This window comes from Bradyrhizobium sp. USDA 4454 (assembly GCF_054822705.1).
Genome location: NZ_JBTRCN010000001.1, coordinates 8,133,569 through 8,148,659, shown reverse-complemented (window position 1 = coordinate 8,148,659; position 15,091 = coordinate 8,133,569). Strand labels below are relative to the sequence as shown.

Sequence of the window (15,091 nt, the reverse complement as noted above, 5' to 3'; positions counted from 1 at the left end):
GGGTCATATATCCGTGAGCCGGTGAGCCCTATGATGCCGCATCAGAATGGGCAATATCACCATGCGGCAGGTGATAGTGGACGCGTGCGGCCATGAGAACATCGTCGTTCGCGACGGTGGCGGGAACTCAAGCTGTGGAATGACCGGCTCGCGCGTCAAATCGGGTGCAGCGCCATCTGCTCCGAGGACGATGCGCCGGGCAGTTCCCGTATGGTTCGCAACAACCCTTGCGGTGATGTGTCTCTCGGATTCGCCGGGTTCCGGCAGCGCGCAGGCGCAGTCCAATGGCGTCGCTGCAGGTTCCCCGCAACTTGCACAAGCAAAAGCGAAGCCCGCCGTTGACGCCGGTAAAGCCAAGGAACAGTCGCAAGGCGCGGACGCGCTCGCCCGCGAACTTGCGGCGGCACAGAAAGAAATTGAATCGCTGCAGGGCTTGCTGACCAAGGAACGCGAAAATTCGGCTCGGGTCGAGACTGATCTGCGGAGCGAAGCCGAAAAACTGAGAAACTCGCTGAAGGACATGCCGCAAGACAGCACGGCGGACTTGCAGAAGGTGCTGGGGCAGGAGCGCGAGCGCGCCGCGCAGTTGGAGCGGGACCTCGCGGCTGCTCGGCGTAACATGGACGCGCAAGCGGCGGCGGCGGCCAAGGCGAGCGACGAATTGGCCAGGCTGAGGCCGGCAGCGGAAGAACTGCGCCGATCGATGCAGCGGGAGCGCGAGCGGGGCGATGCCCTAGCGCAGGATCTCTCGACTGCGCGCAACAAGGTCTACACATACGAAGCCCAGGCAGCCAAAGCCAGCACCGAAGCGGCGCGTCTGAAGGCGGCCCCGCAGGGCGGCGTGGCGGACTTGCAGAAGTTGCTGGGGCAGGAGCGCGAGCGGGCCGCTGGACTGGAGAAGGACCTTGCGGCGGCTCGTCGCAACGCTGAAGCGCAAACCGCACTGGCGACCAAGGCCAGCGAGGAAGCGGCGCGGCTGAGGGCAACCTCGCAAGGCGGCGCGGCCGACCAGAACTCGACGGAGAAGGAGCGCGCCGCGCGACTGGAGAAGGATCTCGCGGCAGCCCGTCGTGACGTTGAAACGCAAACCGCGCTGGCGGCGAAGGCCAGCGATGAGGCGGCTCGGCTGAAGAAGGCCTCCGAAACCGGCGCCGCGGACTTGCAGAAGTTGCTGGGGCAGGAGCGCGAGCGCGCCGTGCGACTGGAGAAGGATCTCGCGACGGCCCGCCGTGACGTGGAAACGCAAACGGCGCTGGCGGCCAAGGCCAGCGATGAAGCGACCCGGCTGAAGAAGGCTTCCGAAAGCGGCGCAGCGGACTTGCAGAAGTCGCTGGGGCAGGAGCGTGAGCGCGCCGCGCGACTGGAGAAGGATCTCGCGGCAGCCCGTCGTGACGTTGAAACGCAAACCGCGCTGGCGGACAAGGCCAGCGACGAGGCGGCTCGGCTCAAGAAGGCCTTCGAAACCGGCGCGGCGGACTTGCAGAAGTCGCTGGGGCAGGAGCGTGAGCGCGCCGCGGGGCTCGAGAAGGACCTTGCGGCAGCTCGTCGTAACGTTGAAACGCAAACCGCGCTGGCGGCCAAGGCCAGCGATGAAGCGACCCGGCTGAAGAAGGCCTCCGAAAGCGGCGCGGCGGACTTGCAGAAGTCGCTGGAGAAGGAGCGTGAGCGGGCCGCGCGACTGGAGAAGGATCTCGCGGCGGCTCGTCATGACGTTGAAACGCAAACCACCCTCGCGGCCAAGGCCGGCGATGAAGCGGCAAGGCTGAAGAAGGCCTCCGAAAGCGGCGCGGCGGACTTGCAGATGTCGCTGGGGCAGGAGCGTGAACGCGCCGCGCGACTGGAGAAGGATCTCGCGGCAGCCCGTCGCGACGTTGAAACCCAAACCGCGCTGGCGATCAAGGCCGGCGATGACGCGGCGCGGCTGAAGGGGACCTCGCAAAGCGGCGCGGCGGACTTGCAGACGTCGCTGGAGCAGGAGCACGAGCGGGCTGCGCGGTTGGAGCAGGACCTCGCGGCCGCCCGTCGTGAGGTGGAAGCGCAAACCGCGCTGGCGGCCAGGGCCGGTGACGAAGCGGCTCGGCTGAAGAAGGCCTCCGAAAGCGGCGCGGCAGACTTGCAGAAGTCGCTGGCGGAGGAGCGCGAGCGGGCGGCGCGGTTGGAGCTGGACCTTGCGGCGGCTCGTCGTGACATGGAGGCGCAATCAGCGGCGACGGCCAAGGCGAGCGACGAACTGGCCACGTTGAGGATTGCAGCGGACGCTGGCGCCGTGGAACTGCGCCAATTGGTACAGAAGGAGCATGAGCGGGGCGATGCTCTGGCGCAGGATCTGGCGACGGCGCGCAGCAAAGTCTACGCCTACGAGGCGCAGGCGGCCAATACCCGCGACGAAGCCGCGCAGCACCAGCAGGCGGAGCCAAGCGATACCGCCGAGTTGCGACAATCACTGCAGCGCGAGCAGCAGCGGGCCGAACAACTGGCAAGTGACCTTGCAACGAAGGGCCGCGAACTCGATGCCCAGGCCGAGCAGGCGGCCGCAGCGAACGCGCAAGCCGCCGCGGCGCAGCAGGCCGCGGAGCAATCCGTGGCCGAGCTGCGCGGTCTGCTGCAGAGCGAACGTGGCAGGGCCGAGCAGCTGGAGCGGGATCTTGCATCGGCGCGCCGCGAGGTCGGTGCGCTCGCCGCGAAAGTGCCGCCCGTCGCGTCTCAAGTCGCCGCCACCGGCAGCGCCGGCAAGTCCATGCAGGACGAGCCGACAGGCGCAGTGGTGGCATCAATCGACGATCGCGCTGCCGCGACGCGAAACGCGGGCAATGCCGCGATCACCCCTGACGCCGGTGCGCAGGAGGCGAGGCTGATGGCGCGGGCGCGCTTGTTGCTGGAACAGGGCGATATCGGTGCTGCGCGGATCGTGCTGGAACGCGTCGCCGAGACAGGCAGCGCCCAGGCAAGCTTCGCGCTCGCAGAAACCTACGATCCGCAGACCCTCTCGAAGTGGGGCACATTGGGCACGCGCGGCGACGCGACCAAGGCACGTGACCTCTACGCGAAAGCCGAGGCGGGTGGAATCAAGGAAGCAAAGGCGCGCTTCGAGGCACTGCGTTGATCACACGATCGCCGCGGCACGGACGAACGCGCTGATGCGGACATCTTGCAAAGGAGCTGGCCGATGAAAGGGTTTGTTGGAGTACGCCCGCTGTTCCTGCTTGCGGCCCTGGTGTCGTTGCTTCCGGCGCTGCATTTGCCCCCGGCGGATGCGCGGCCGCAACATGGGCAACCTCAAAAGGGGCGCCTGATCCGGGCCGAATCGCCGAAGCCGAGGCCCGAAGTTCAGACGATCAATGCCTGGACCGTGGGCCTCGCCGGCGGCCTGCTCGAGGGCGCGCCGATCCGCCTCGCCGCGGAGATGGCCCGCGTGGTCGATGACGGCGACAATCTGCACGTTCTGCCTGTGGTGACGCGTGGGCCGGTGGAGAATCTGAATTCGCTGCTGTATCTGCGCGGCATCGACGCGGCGATCATCAATTCCGACGCACTCGAGGAATACAAGAGCCAGGTGCCGGACATCCAGCGGCGGATTGCCTACGTCCTCAATCTGTTTCCGTCCGAGCTGCATATCTTCGTCCGGCCGGAGATTCAGAGTCTGAGCGATCTCGCCGGCAAGAAGGTGAACTTCAACAGCCAGGGTACTGCCGCGGCGTATTCGGGCCCGCTGATCTTCAGTCGCCTCGGCATCGACGTCGACAAGACGTTCATTCCGCACCAGGTCGCGCTCGAGCAGATGCGCAAAGGCGAGATGGCGGCCGTCGTGTTCATCACCTCGAAGCCGGTCGATGCCTTCGTGAAAGGCAAATTTGAAGCCGGCTTCAAGTTCCTGCCGGTCCCCTATGACAGCAAGTTCGAGGACTATTATCTGCCGGCGGCGCTCGATGCCGCCGATTACCCGAACCTGATCAAGCAGGGTGATCGTGTGGCCACGATATCTGTGCCAACCGTGCTGGTTGCCTTCAATTGGCCGGCGCACAGCAACCGTTTCGAGCGCGTTGCCCGGTTCGTCGATCACCTGTTCTCGCGTATCGACAAGCTGCAGGGGCCGGGCTTCGACCCGAAGTGGAAATCGATCAACCTCGGAGCGACGGTGCCGGGTCTGACGCGCTTCCCCGCCGCGCAGGCGTGGCTCGATCGTCAGTCGGCGACGGCGCGAGCATCGCGATGACCAGGCTCGCCGCTCCGCTTGTTGCCGCAATCACCGTCATCGACGGCATTGCCCTGGCGCAAGGGGTGGAAGATCCGATGGCGCAGCTGCGCGCCTGTTCGCAGCTGGAACGTGAAGCGCGTCTGGAGTGCCTCAACAAGCTGTCGCATGCCGCCGCGCCGAACCGCCGCGACGCGTCGAGAGCAGACAATTGGACGGTCAGTGAAACCACGTCTCCCGTCGACTATTCACCGATCGCGACCGCGACGACATCCGATTCGGTCGATTCGTCCATGAAGCTGTCGATCCGGTGTCGCGGCGGGCGGACCGAATTGTCCTTCGCGGGGCCCGCAATCTCGGGCCGGAGCGACGGCTATGCGATTTCATATCGCATCAATGACGGCAAGCCTGTGCAGGTCGCGGCAACCGCGCCGGCATCCGGCTCCGGCGTCGCGGTCGCGGGCGATGTCGTCCGCTTGGTGCAATCGCTTCCCGACGGTGCGGTCCTTGCTGTGCATCTGTCGTCCGGTGCAGGGGCCGCCCATGACGCAACATTCTCGCTCGCAGGGATGGACGCGATGCGCGCGCGGATGGCGAGGGTCTGCAAATGGCCGCTCGCGGTCGCAAGGCCCGGCAATTGAAAAAGTGTGTTCGCGATCTATCGAGATGGAGATACCGATGTTCAGTTTTGATTCTGTCGTGAAATTCGTTGCGATGAGTGCCATTGCTGTGCTGGCCTCCACGTCATTGGCGGTGGCCGAGCAGAATGGAAAATTGGTGCTGACCGCGCAAGCCGCTGCTCAGCCGGCGAGCGAGGCCCGGAAACCTGAAGCGCCGCGGTCCGCCGCCGAAAAGCGCAAGCGCGCTGCATATGCGCGCCTGCAGCCGGCGGCCCCGAAAGCGAAGGAGCATCACCTGATCCTGCAGGTGAACAGCAACGACCCTGCCGCCATGAATCTCACGCTCAACAACGCGGCGAACGTCAGCGAATATTACAAGGGCCTCGGCGAGAAGGTGAAGATCGAGGTGGTGACGTTCGGCCCGGGCCTGCACATGCTGCGCGAGGACACCTCGCCGGTGAGGGGCCGCATCGAGGAAATGGCCCTCAGCACACCCGAGGTGTCGTTCAAGGCCTGCGGCAACACCCAGGAGAAGATGCAGAAGGCCGAGAACAAGTCGATCCCGATCATCAAGCAGGCGGAAGTAGTGAAGTCCGGCGTCGTGCGGGTGATGGAACTGCAGGAGAAGGGGTGGGCCTATGTGAAGCCGTGAGCTGGAGGGCCAGCTTGCGCTGAAGACGCCTGAGCGGGTGCGGATCGGAAATTGGCGCTGCCCGGCCGCGCCGGCAATCGCATTGACGTCGCGCATCCGCTCCGCCAAGCTCCGGGAAAATCAAGAACAACCCGGGGAGGCCGCCATGCTCCGCGCCGAAGACAACAGATTTCTCACCGAGTCCAATGCGGGAACCGGGATGGGCGAGTTGCTGCGCCGGTTCTGGATCCCGGTGCTGCTCTCGGAAGAGCTACCCGAGCCGGACAGCGATCCGAAGAAGATCGTAGTGATGGGCGAGGAACTGCTCGCCTTCCGCGACACGCGGGGCGTGGTCGGAATCATCGATCAATACTGCCCGCATCGCGGCGCCAATCTCTGGCTCGGCCGCAACGAGGAATGCGGCATCCGCTGCGTCTATCACGGCTGGAAGTTCGACACCGACGGCCGCTGCGTCGACATGCCGACCTCTTATCCCGACCTCAACGCCAAGGACCTGATCCACATCAAGTCCTATCCGGTGCGCGAATGGGGCGATATGATCTGGGCCTATATGGGCCCGGCCGATCAGATGCCCGAATTGCCGGCCTTGGAGATGGCGCTGCTGCCGGCCTCACACCGCTTCGTCACCAAGAAGTGGCAGGACTGCAACTGGGTGCAGGCGGTCGAAGGCTCGATCGACACCGCGCATTTCACCTTCGCGCATCTCTCCTTCGAGAAGGAGGAGAACGAGATCCTCGACATCAAGAAGCATTTCGTCAACCCGCTGACGCGGGTCGCGACCGATCACATGCGCTGGATCGCCGAAGATCCGCGCCCCGTCATCAAGATCAATCCGCATGAGGCAGGCTTGACGGTCGCGGGCGGACGGCTCACCGGCAGCGACAACATCTATTGGCGGATCGCCCAGTTCCTGATGCCGTTCCACAGCTACGCGCCGAGCTCGATGCCGGGCGAGAACATGTTCGGCCAGACCTTCGTGCCCGTCACCGACACCAATTGCTGGATCTACACCTATGCGTGGAATCCGGACCGGCCGCTGACAGAGGCCGAGCGCGAGGGCTATGCCAACGGCAACGGCGTGATGGCGGTGGTCGACGAGAACTACGTGCCGCTGCGCAACAAAGCCAACGACTATCTGATCGACCGCAAGCTGCAGCGGACCAGAAGCTACACCGGCATCAAGGGCGTTTCCGAGCAGGACGCAGCGGTGCAGGACAGCCAGGGCCCGATCGCCGACCGCACCCGCGAGCATCTCGGTCCGACCGATCTCGGCATCCTGCATTTCCGCAAGCTGATGATGGAGGCGGCCCGCGCGCTGCAAAACGGCGAGGCGCCGCCGCACGTTCAGCACCAGGACCGCTACACCGTGCGCTCCGGCGCCTGCGTCACCAGCAAGACCAAGGATCTCACCGCGGTCATGATCGAACGGTTCGGCGATCCCGCAGGCTTCGTCGGCAGTCCCGGACAGAATGCGGCTGCGGAATGACCATCGCTGTCGTCCCGGCGAAGGCCGGGAGGTGGATTCACACTCGAAGTGCAACACTTGAGAGAAGGCCTCGAGAGGGGTTTGGAAGTCAAGGCATTTGCGCGGGGTGTTGTTGTAGGCGTTGATGGACTGGCGGAGGCGGCGCGTCGGGAAGGTCGCGAGATCGGTTTTGCGCGGAATGAAGCGGCGCATCCGACCGATCGCATTCTCGATGCCGCCCTTCTGCCAGGGCGCGTGCGGATCGCAGAAGAAGGTCTCGATCGCGAGGCGGTGCAGCTCCAGGTGACAGGCGAACTCGGTGCCATTGTCGAAGGTAACGGTCTGGCACAGGCCTTCCGGCAAGGCAGCAAACAAGCGGACGAGATGGCGGGCGATACCGCGCGCGAGCTTGCTGGCGATGCGGATGCCGAGCAGCAGGCGCGAGGTGCGCTCATGCACGGTCAGGATCGCCTGACCGTATTTGGAGAACATCATCAGGTCGGCTTCCCAATGACCGGGGGTGCTGCGATCGTCGGCCTCGATGGGCCGTTTATCCAAGGAAACACGGCCTTCGATGAAGCTTGCGGGACTGCCGCCCTTCTTGCCGCGGTAGCCGCGTTTGCTCTTGCCGCGTGGCAGATAACGCCGCCAGCTGAAGTCCGAGGTGCGTCGGATCTGGGCGTAAATGAAGCGGTAGATGGTCTCGTGGGAGATCACCTTGCGGCCGTGTTCGCGGGCCAGCCGGCCCGCGACCTGCTCGGGCGACCAGCCCCGACCAAGGCGCTCCAAGACCGCGCGGCGCAGGCCGGGCTCCCGTTCGAGGCGTACGCCCGTCCAGCGCCGCGCTCGCATCTGTTGCTGGGCATAGTTGGGTTTGTAGCCGACCTGGGCGCCAGAATTGCGGTTCAGCTCCCGAGAGATCGTTGATGGCGAGCGATCCAGAGCTGCCGCGATTTGCCGCACCGAGCTGCCATTGGCTGAAAGTCGGGCAATCTCGCATCGCTCGTCCAGGGATAGCTGCTCGTAACTCCGCCCCATCGCAACACCTCCTCAAGGAAGTGTTGCACTTCGTTTGTGAACTCAGGGGACCCATAACCACAGATGTTTGCTGTTGTACTGAGCTGTGGCCCCAGCATCTCGAGACAATCGACATTTGTGGTTAGGGGTCCCGGGTCAAGCCCGGGGCGACGTGGGATAGAATTCGCTACAATTACATCAGAATTCGCTACAACGGAATCCTGCGATACTCGCGGTTCGACAGGCTCGCCTCCTCCAGATCTAGGTCGCGCTCGATCCGCCGCCTGGTCTCGTCGGTGATCTTGCCGTCGCGCAGCAGCATGTGGATGAACTTGCGCTCGGCGGCGATCAGTTCCCGTGTCAGCGCGGTGCCGGTGGCGGAGGCGTCGTGCTTGTCGGGGTCGAGCGTATCGGGCAGCTGGTTGATGCGGATCTCGTGCCGCGAGCGCAAGAGCTTGACCACCTCGTCGGAAAGCTCGCGGTCGTCGGTGATGGCATCGAGCGATTTCAGCGCGGCGTTCAGTGCCTCGCGCCGCGCCGCGATCTCCTGCTCGTGCTCGGCGATATGCTCGCTGCGCCCATCCTTGGCGAGGCCGAGCCAGCGCACCACCGGCGGCAGCGTGAGACCGAGCCCGACCAGCGTCACGAAGATCACGCCGAAGGCAACGAACAGGATCAGGTCGCGATACGGGAACGCATCCCCGCTCGGCAGCGTCAGCGGCAGCGCCAGTGCCGCGGCGAGCGAGACCGCGCCGCGCACGCCGGTGAAGGCGACCACGAACACCGCCCGCCACGACGGCAGCGGATCGCGCTCGCGGACGCGCCTGCTGATCCAGCGCGGCAGATAGGTGCCGGGAAACACCCAGAGGAAGCGGGCGATGATCACGATCACGGCGACCAGCGCGGTCGCGGTCAGGATGTCGTGCAGCGGAAACGACTTCGACTTCTCATACAGCGAGCGCATCTGGAAGCCGGTCACCAGGAACAGCATGCCCTCGATCAGGAAGATGACGAGATCCCAGAAGAAGATGCCCTGCAAGCGGGTCGCAGCCGAGATCAGCAGCGGTCCGTTCCAGCTCATATAGAGTCCGCAGGCGACGGTGGCGATCACGCCGCTGCCGCCGAAATGCTCGGGGATCCAGTAGGCGAGATAAGGCGTGATCAGCGACAGCGTGATCTCGATCTGGGGATCCCGGGCGCGACGGCGGGCGCGCAGGCTGAGCCAGCCGATCGCGCTTCCGAACGCGATCTCCCCGGCGACGATGACGAGGAAGGTGCCGGTCGCCTTCGGCAGCGAGAACAGCCCGGTGGTGATGGCGGCGAGCGCGAAGCGGTAGAGGATCAGCGCGGTCGCGTCGTTGGCGAGCCCTTCGCCCTCGAGCACCACCAGGATGCGGCGCGGCATGCCGAGCTTGCGCGCGATCGCGAGCGGCGCGACCACGTCCGGCGGCGCGACGATCGCGCCCAGCAGGAAGCCGATGCTCCAGGGCAGGTTGATCAGATAATGGGTCGCGGCCGCGACCATGAAGGCGGTGAAGATCACGCAGCCGACTGACAGCAGGATGATCGGCCGCAGGTTGGCCTTGAACTCGCGCCAGCTCATCGCGACGCTCGCCGAATAGATCAGCGGCGGCAGCACCACCAGGAGCACGAGCTCGGGCGGCAGTTCCAGCGATGGCATGCCGGGCACGAAGGCGAGCGCGATGCCGACCAGCAACAGCAGGATCGCCGGCGCGATATCGGTCCGCCGCGCCACCAGCGCGGTTCCCGCCAGAACACCGAGCAAAGTGAGAAAGATCTGAAATTTGGCTTCCATAACGGGCTCAATTCGCCCGGAAACCAAGCGCCAGTCAATGCGGTCGGGCCGAAGCCGGGCCGCCAGATCGGGATGAAGTTAGTTTGAATCGGTTCGGCGGCTTGGCCCGGCCTCGGTTGACCTCTCCCCGGCGGGGAGAGGTGGGATTGCGCCTGGCTATGCGAAGCATCGTCCAGTGCAATCCGGGTGAGGGCTCTTGCTCTCTCGATAGACCGTAACCCCTCACCCGATTTGCTGTGCAAATCGACCTCTCCCAAGGGAGAGGTGAATCGCGTTCGTGGCCGGTTTAGTCAGAACTCATCCCGCCTTCGGTTCAGAAGGCTGCCGCCCGCTCAGTCCCTGAGATCGTAGCGGTAGGACTTCGAGACGATCTGCCAGCCATCGGCAAGCTTCATCGCCACCAGATAGTCGGTGAAATAGCGCGGCGGCAGCTGGCAGCGCACCTTGATGAAGGCGGTATTGTCGTCGGAGCGGTCGATGGTGACGATGAAGTCGTCGCGCGGCTTGCCTTCCGCCTTCGCCGAGGTGCGCTTGCGCACCAGAGCAAGCCAGTCAGGCACGGTCAGGACCTTCAGCTCGCCTTTCTCCACCCAGCGCAGATCGGCGCTCGGGTGAAAGGCTTCGGCGAGCTTGTCGGCATTGCTTTCGTAGAGGCCGTCGAAATAGGTTTGCACGACGCTTTCGACGCTGGATCGATTTTGGCTCATGGGTTGGTCCTCCCGGCAGGAAATGAATTGCCGGAATGTAGACAGGAACCGCCAGTTTACGCCATGGCCAGCGGCAAAATTTCGCGTGAGGAGCAAGTTGTGACCGCATCTGCAAATTCAAACGCAAATTCGAGCCATCGCATCCTGACTGGCGAGTGCTATTGCCGCGATGTGCGCTACGAGGTCGCCGACGCGTTTTCCTATGCGTTGAATTGTCACTGCTCGAATTGCCGGCGCACCACGGGATCGGCGTTCAAGCCGTTCGCAGGCATCGTCCGTGAGAAATTCGCCGTCGTCAGCGGTGCCGACGGTCTTTTGATCTACGGCGATGCGGTCACCCACGATGCGCATTGCGGCCGCTGCGGGTCGCTGCTCTATTCGCAGGTCCGCGAGGGCGCCTATGTCCATGTCACCCTGGGCACGCTGCGCGATGCGCCGACGATCCGGCCGAGCGCGCATATCTTCGTCGGCTCCAAGGCGCCGTGGTACGAGATTTCGGACGGCCTGCCGCAATATCAGGAGCATGTGACGCGAAGCGGGGAATAAATCCCTGCGGGGGCAGGTCGAGCAGCGCGAGGGCGGATGGGTTCCGGACATCCCCCGATCGCGGACCGGTCCGGCCCGGTCACTTGCGAACCGGCGGTCGCTTCCGCTGGCTAACAATGAAGGCAGCACGGCCTCGCGGGCGTGGATCGTGAGCCGCCTCACGAAGCGCGGCACCGCTTTTTGCTAGTCGGGGCTGCGTGTTAGGACATGCCGGATATTGGAAGTCAGGTCCTGGAAGTGTCGTCCTGAACGGGTCTGGGCTGTTGAAATTGAATCGGTTGCTGTTTGCCGTCGCGGCCTTGCTGCTGATTGTCTGCCAGCCGGCCTTGGCCGAGAAGCGCGTCGCACTGGTGCTCGGCAACTCGGCCTACAGGAACGCCGCGCCGCTGGCGAACCCGGTCAACGATGCCTCGGTGATGGCCGCGACGCTGAAGACTGCCGGCTTCGACGTGGTCGACTTCCGCAAGGACCTGCCGGCGGTCGAAACCCGCCGCGCGCTGCGCGAATTCGCCGACCTCGCCCGCGATGCCGATATCGCGCTGGTCTACTACGCCGGCCACGGCATCGAGGTGGACGGCGCCAACTACCTGATCCCGGTCGATGCCAGGCTGGAGCGCGACACCGACGTCTACGACGAGGCGTTTTCGCTCGACCGCGTCCTGGTCGCGATCGAGCCGGCGCGGAAGCTGCGGCTGGTGATCCTCGATGCCTGCCGCGACAACCCGTTTGCCAAGACCATGAAACGAACCTTGGCTACCCGGGCGATCGGGCAGGGGCTCGCCAAGGTCGAACCGACCAGCCCGAACGTGCTGATCGCCTATTCGGCGAAGGCCGGCTCCACTGCGGCCGACGGCGACGGCAAGAACAGCCCGTTTACGTTGGCGCTGTCGAAGTTCCTGCCGACGCCTGGTCTCGATGTCCGCCGCGCGTTCGGCTATGTCCGCGACGAGGTGCTGAAGACCACCAACAATCGCCAGGAGCCGTTCGTCTATGGCTCGCTCGGCGGCGAAGACGTGCCGCTGGTGCCGGCAGAGCCGAAGCCTGCGCCCGCTGCTGCCGCGCCAACCCCGCCTGCGCCGACGCCGCAATCCGAGGCGCGTCGCGACTACGAGCTGGCGCTCCAGATCGGCAACAGGAACGCGATGAACGCCTTCCTCGCCCAGTATCCGAGCGGCTATTATGCCAATCTCGCGCGGTTGCAGCTCGAGAAGTTCACCGCCGAGGACGCGCGCGTCGCCGCCACCGAGAAGGCGCGTCAGGCCGAGCAGGAGCGCGCGCGGCTCGCCGCCGAAGGTGCGCAGAAGGCGCAGCAGGCCAAGGCCGAGGCCGACGCCAGGGCGGCTGAGGCGGCGCGTCTTGCGGCCGAAAAGGCCAAGCAGGTCGCGCAGGAACAGGCGGCGGCGGCCGAGCAAAAGCGGCAAGCCGATGCGGCGCTCACCGATCGAACCGCAACAGACAAGCCGGCCACCGATCAAGCGGCAGCGCAAGCCGCCGCACCGCCAGCTCCGCCGGCGCCCGAGAAGACCACGACCGTGGCGGCGCTGGCGACCGGCTCACCCGAGGTCGATGTCGTCAAATCGGTGCAGACCGAATTGCGCCGGGTCGGCTGCCTGACCGGCGCCGTCGACGGCGATTGGAATGCGGCCTCGCAGCGCTCGCTGACGCTGTTCAACCGCTATGCCGGCACCAGGCTCGGGATCAAGACCGCGAACCTCGACACGCTCGACGTGATCAAGCTGAAGCAGGCCCGCGTCTGCCCGCTGGTCTGCGAGCCCGGCTACAAGGCCGACGGCGACCGCTGCACCAGGATCGTCTGCGCCGAGGGCTCGTTCCTCAACGACGACAATGAATGCGAGAAGCGCCGCGAGCGGAAGCCGGTGGCCAAGCGCGACAGCGATGAGCGGCCGTCGCGCCGCGAGCGCGATCGCGCGCTCCGTCCGGATCGCGAGCCGGGCGAGCCATCCGCCCCGTCGGCGGCAATTCCGCGCCCGCAGAAGCGTGCAAGGGCGGAAGGCGGCGGCAGCGGCCAGATCATGTGCGATGCCTATCTGTGCCGTCCGGTCCGGCACGGCTGCCACCTCGAGTATCGCGGCGGCGGCGGCCCCGGCCCCGGCCTCGGCGTCGGCAATGTCGAGGTCTGCAACTAGATTGCGCTGGTGCTGCAACGGTCCTTCACCTCTCCCTTGGGAGAGGTCGGCGCGCAGCGCCGGGTGAGGGATTACGGTCTCTCGTTAGCGCTGCGGCCCCTCACCCGATTTGCTACGCAAATCGACCTCTCCCCGTCGGGGAGAGGTGAAGCGGTGACCGAACCGCTCGATCCAAATTGATCGCGAAACTAAATCGCGCTCGCCGCGATGTTCACCATCAAAGCCAGCAGCGCGGTGTTGAACACGAACGAGATGATGCCGTGCACGGTCGCGGTGCGGCGGATGATCTTGTCGGTGATCCCGACGTCGGAGACCTGCGCGGTCATGCCGATCACGAACGAGAAATAGACGAAGTCCCAGTAGTCGGCGTCGACATGCGCATCGCCGCTCGGAAACTGCAATCCGCCGGGCGACTTGCCGCGGTAGAACTCGTGGGCGTAGTGCAGCGCGAACGCGGTGTGGACCGCGGTCCATGACAGCGTGATGGTGATGATCGCGGTCGCCAGTCCCGCCGGGCTCCCCTTGGAGGCGCCGAGCTCGAAGACGATAGCGAGCAGGCTCGCCAGCGCGCCGAACGCGGTCAGCAGCAGGATCAGGAAACGGCCGTCGTCCTGCAGGATGGCGCTGCGCTTGATGTGGGCGACGCCACAGCGCAGCATCATCACATAGGCGAGCACGAGATAGAGCGCGGCGAAGGCGTCCCAGCCGGCGAGCAGGCGCGTGACGATACGCGTCGCGCCGGGGATCAACAGCGCAATGGCAATGCCGACCGCGAGCGAGACGAAGGTGCGCGGCCGGCCCACGACGATGCGGACTGGCATCGGCAGCTTGCGGAAACGAACAAGGCGGTCGTCGAACTCCTTGTTCATTCGCACTTGCTCTTGGTTAGTTCTTGCGCTCGGCGACGAAGCGGGCCGCGGCGCGCAGCACGTCGCCCCGGTCACCGAACACCGACAATGCGGCATCGGCGCGCGCCAGCAGATCACGCACGCGCTGCTTGGCGCCATCGATGCCGAGCTGGGTGACGAAGGTGGTCTTGCCGAGCGCAGCGTCAGCGCCGGCCGGCTTGCCGAGCGCGGCGGCATCGCCCTCGACGTCGAGCAAATCGTCGGCGATCTGGAAGGCTTCGCCGAGTGCTTTGCCGTAATCGTCGAGCGCCTGGTACTCCTTTTGCGAGGACTGGCCGAGGATCGCGCCGGCGATGCAGCCGAAGCGGAGCAGCGCGCCGGTCTTCATCTGCTGCAGGCGCGCGACGTCGACCGGCTCGCGGTCGCCGAAGCGGCCTTCGCCGGCGAGGTCGAGGATCTGGCCGCCGGCCATGCCGCCGACGCCGGCGGCGCGCGCCAGCGCGCGGGTCAGGAGCAGGCGGACCTGGGCGTCCTTGTGGATCGCATCACGGGTGATGATGTCGAAGGCGATGGTGAGCAGCGCGTCGCCGGCGAGGATCGCGGTGGCGTCGTCATAGGCCTTGTGCAGGGTCGGGCGGCCACGGCGCAGGTCGGAATTGTCCATCGCCGGCAGATCGTCATGGATCAGCGAGTAGCAATGGATGCATTCCAGCGCGGCGCCGACCAGCAGCGCGGAGTCGCGGGGAATGCCGAACACCGCGGCACTTTCGACCGCGAGGAACGGCCGCAACCGCTTGCCGCCGCCGAGGCTCGAATAGCGCATCGCCTCGATCAGCCGCTTCGGCCGCACGATCTCGTCGCTTTCGGTCGCATCCGACAGCAGTTTCGCGAGCAGGGCTTCGGTATCCTCCGCGGTCTGGTCCAGCCGCTTGGAAAACTCTGCAGTACCGGTCGTCATTAAGAATTGCTCCAGATCGATTTTCGGCCGGACAATCGTTGATGGCACCGGCTTCGTCAATTGCTGCCCTGCGGCGGATTGCGCCTTAAAAGTGCTGGAAAAACCGTGAATTATCCCTCAGAC

The 15,091-nt window shown here is 65.4% G+C and carries 11 protein-coding genes and 1 pseudogene; 7 read left to right on the top strand and 5 right to left on the bottom strand.

The window, feature by feature from the left end:
- The first annotated feature begins 46 nt into the window (after positions 1–46).
- The 5 genes from ACVIW0_RS37915 (at position 47) to ACVIW0_RS37895 (ending at position 6,950) form a co-directional block, all read left to right on the top strand.
- Entirely contained in the window at positions 47–3,103 is a 3,057-nt protein-coding gene (locus tag ACVIW0_RS37915) for a hypothetical protein (RefSeq protein WP_461356872.1), read from the top strand.
- Between the two features lie 63 nt (positions 3,104–3,166).
- Positions 3,167–4,213, top strand: coding sequence for a TAXI family TRAP transporter solute-binding subunit (locus ACVIW0_RS37910; RefSeq protein ID WP_461356871.1), 1,047 nt, complete (start codon positions 3,167–3,169; stop codon positions 4,211–4,213).
- The gene (locus ACVIW0_RS37905) at positions 4,210–4,833 is read left to right on the top strand and encodes a hypothetical protein (RefSeq protein ID WP_461356870.1); all 624 of its coding nucleotides are present in this window, start codon (positions 4,210–4,212) and stop codon (positions 4,831–4,833) included. The genes ACVIW0_RS37910 and ACVIW0_RS37905 overlap by 4 nt, the downstream gene beginning before the upstream one ends.
- A gap of 37 nt (positions 4,834–4,870) precedes the next feature.
- The gene (locus ACVIW0_RS37900; protein WP_461356869.1) at positions 4,871–5,464 is read left to right on the top strand and encodes a DsrE family protein; all 594 of its coding nucleotides are present in this window, start codon (positions 4,871–4,873) and stop codon (positions 5,462–5,464) included.
- Between the two features lie 145 nt (positions 5,465–5,609).
- Positions 5,610–6,950: a Rieske 2Fe-2S domain-containing protein gene (locus ACVIW0_RS37895; protein WP_461356868.1), complete on the top strand. Its 1,341-nt coding sequence runs from the start codon at positions 5,610–5,612 to the stop codon at positions 6,948–6,950.
- 30 nt (positions 6,951–6,980) lie between these two features.
- On the opposite strand, the pseudogene ACVIW0_RS37890 reads toward ACVIW0_RS37895, so the two are convergent.
- The 3 genes and pseudogenes from ACVIW0_RS37890 to ACVIW0_RS37880 all read right to left on the bottom strand — a co-directional run.
- Positions 6,981–7,967 (bottom strand): annotated as a pseudogene (locus ACVIW0_RS37890) (IS30 family transposase); the annotation flags it as partial.
- Between the two features lie 187 nt (positions 7,968–8,154).
- Positions 8,155–9,762 carry a Na+/H+ antiporter gene (locus ACVIW0_RS37885; RefSeq protein ID WP_461356867.1) on the bottom strand — a complete coding sequence of 536 codons (1,608 nt, stop codon included), beginning with the start codon at positions 9,760–9,762 and terminating at the stop codon, positions 8,155–8,157.
- Between the two features lie 332 nt (positions 9,763–10,094).
- A complete protein-coding gene (locus ACVIW0_RS37880) occupies positions 10,095–10,469 on the bottom strand; it encodes a nuclear transport factor 2 family protein (RefSeq protein ID WP_461356866.1) in 375 nt (124 codons plus the stop codon).
- A gap of 99 nt (positions 10,470–10,568) precedes the next feature.
- Here ACVIW0_RS37880 and ACVIW0_RS37875 point away from each other — a divergent pair, with 99 nt between their 5' ends.
- Together ACVIW0_RS37875 and ACVIW0_RS37870 are read left to right on the top strand one after the other, a co-directional pair.
- A complete protein-coding gene (locus ACVIW0_RS37875; protein WP_461356865.1) occupies positions 10,569–11,015 on the top strand; it encodes a GFA family protein in 447 nt (148 codons plus the stop codon).
- A 269-nt stretch (positions 11,016–11,284) separates the two neighbouring features.
- Positions 11,285–13,162, top strand: a complete 1,878-nt coding sequence (locus ACVIW0_RS37870; protein ID WP_461356864.1) for a caspase family protein — start codon at positions 11,285–11,287, stop codon at positions 13,160–13,162.
- Positions 13,163–13,350: 188 nt separating this feature from the next.
- On the opposite strand, the gene ACVIW0_RS37865 is transcribed toward ACVIW0_RS37870, so the two are convergent.
- Positions 13,351–14,031 (bottom strand): DUF1345 domain-containing protein, encoded by a 681-nt coding sequence (locus ACVIW0_RS37865; RefSeq protein WP_461356863.1) that lies wholly within the window; start codon positions 14,029–14,031, stop codon positions 13,351–13,353.
- A gap of 16 nt (positions 14,032–14,047) precedes the next feature.
- The gene (locus ACVIW0_RS37860; protein WP_461356862.1) at positions 14,048–14,968 is read right to left on the bottom strand and encodes a polyprenyl synthetase family protein; all 921 of its coding nucleotides are present in this window, start codon (positions 14,966–14,968) and stop codon (positions 14,048–14,050) included.
- Positions 14,969–15,091: the final 123 nt, after the last annotated feature.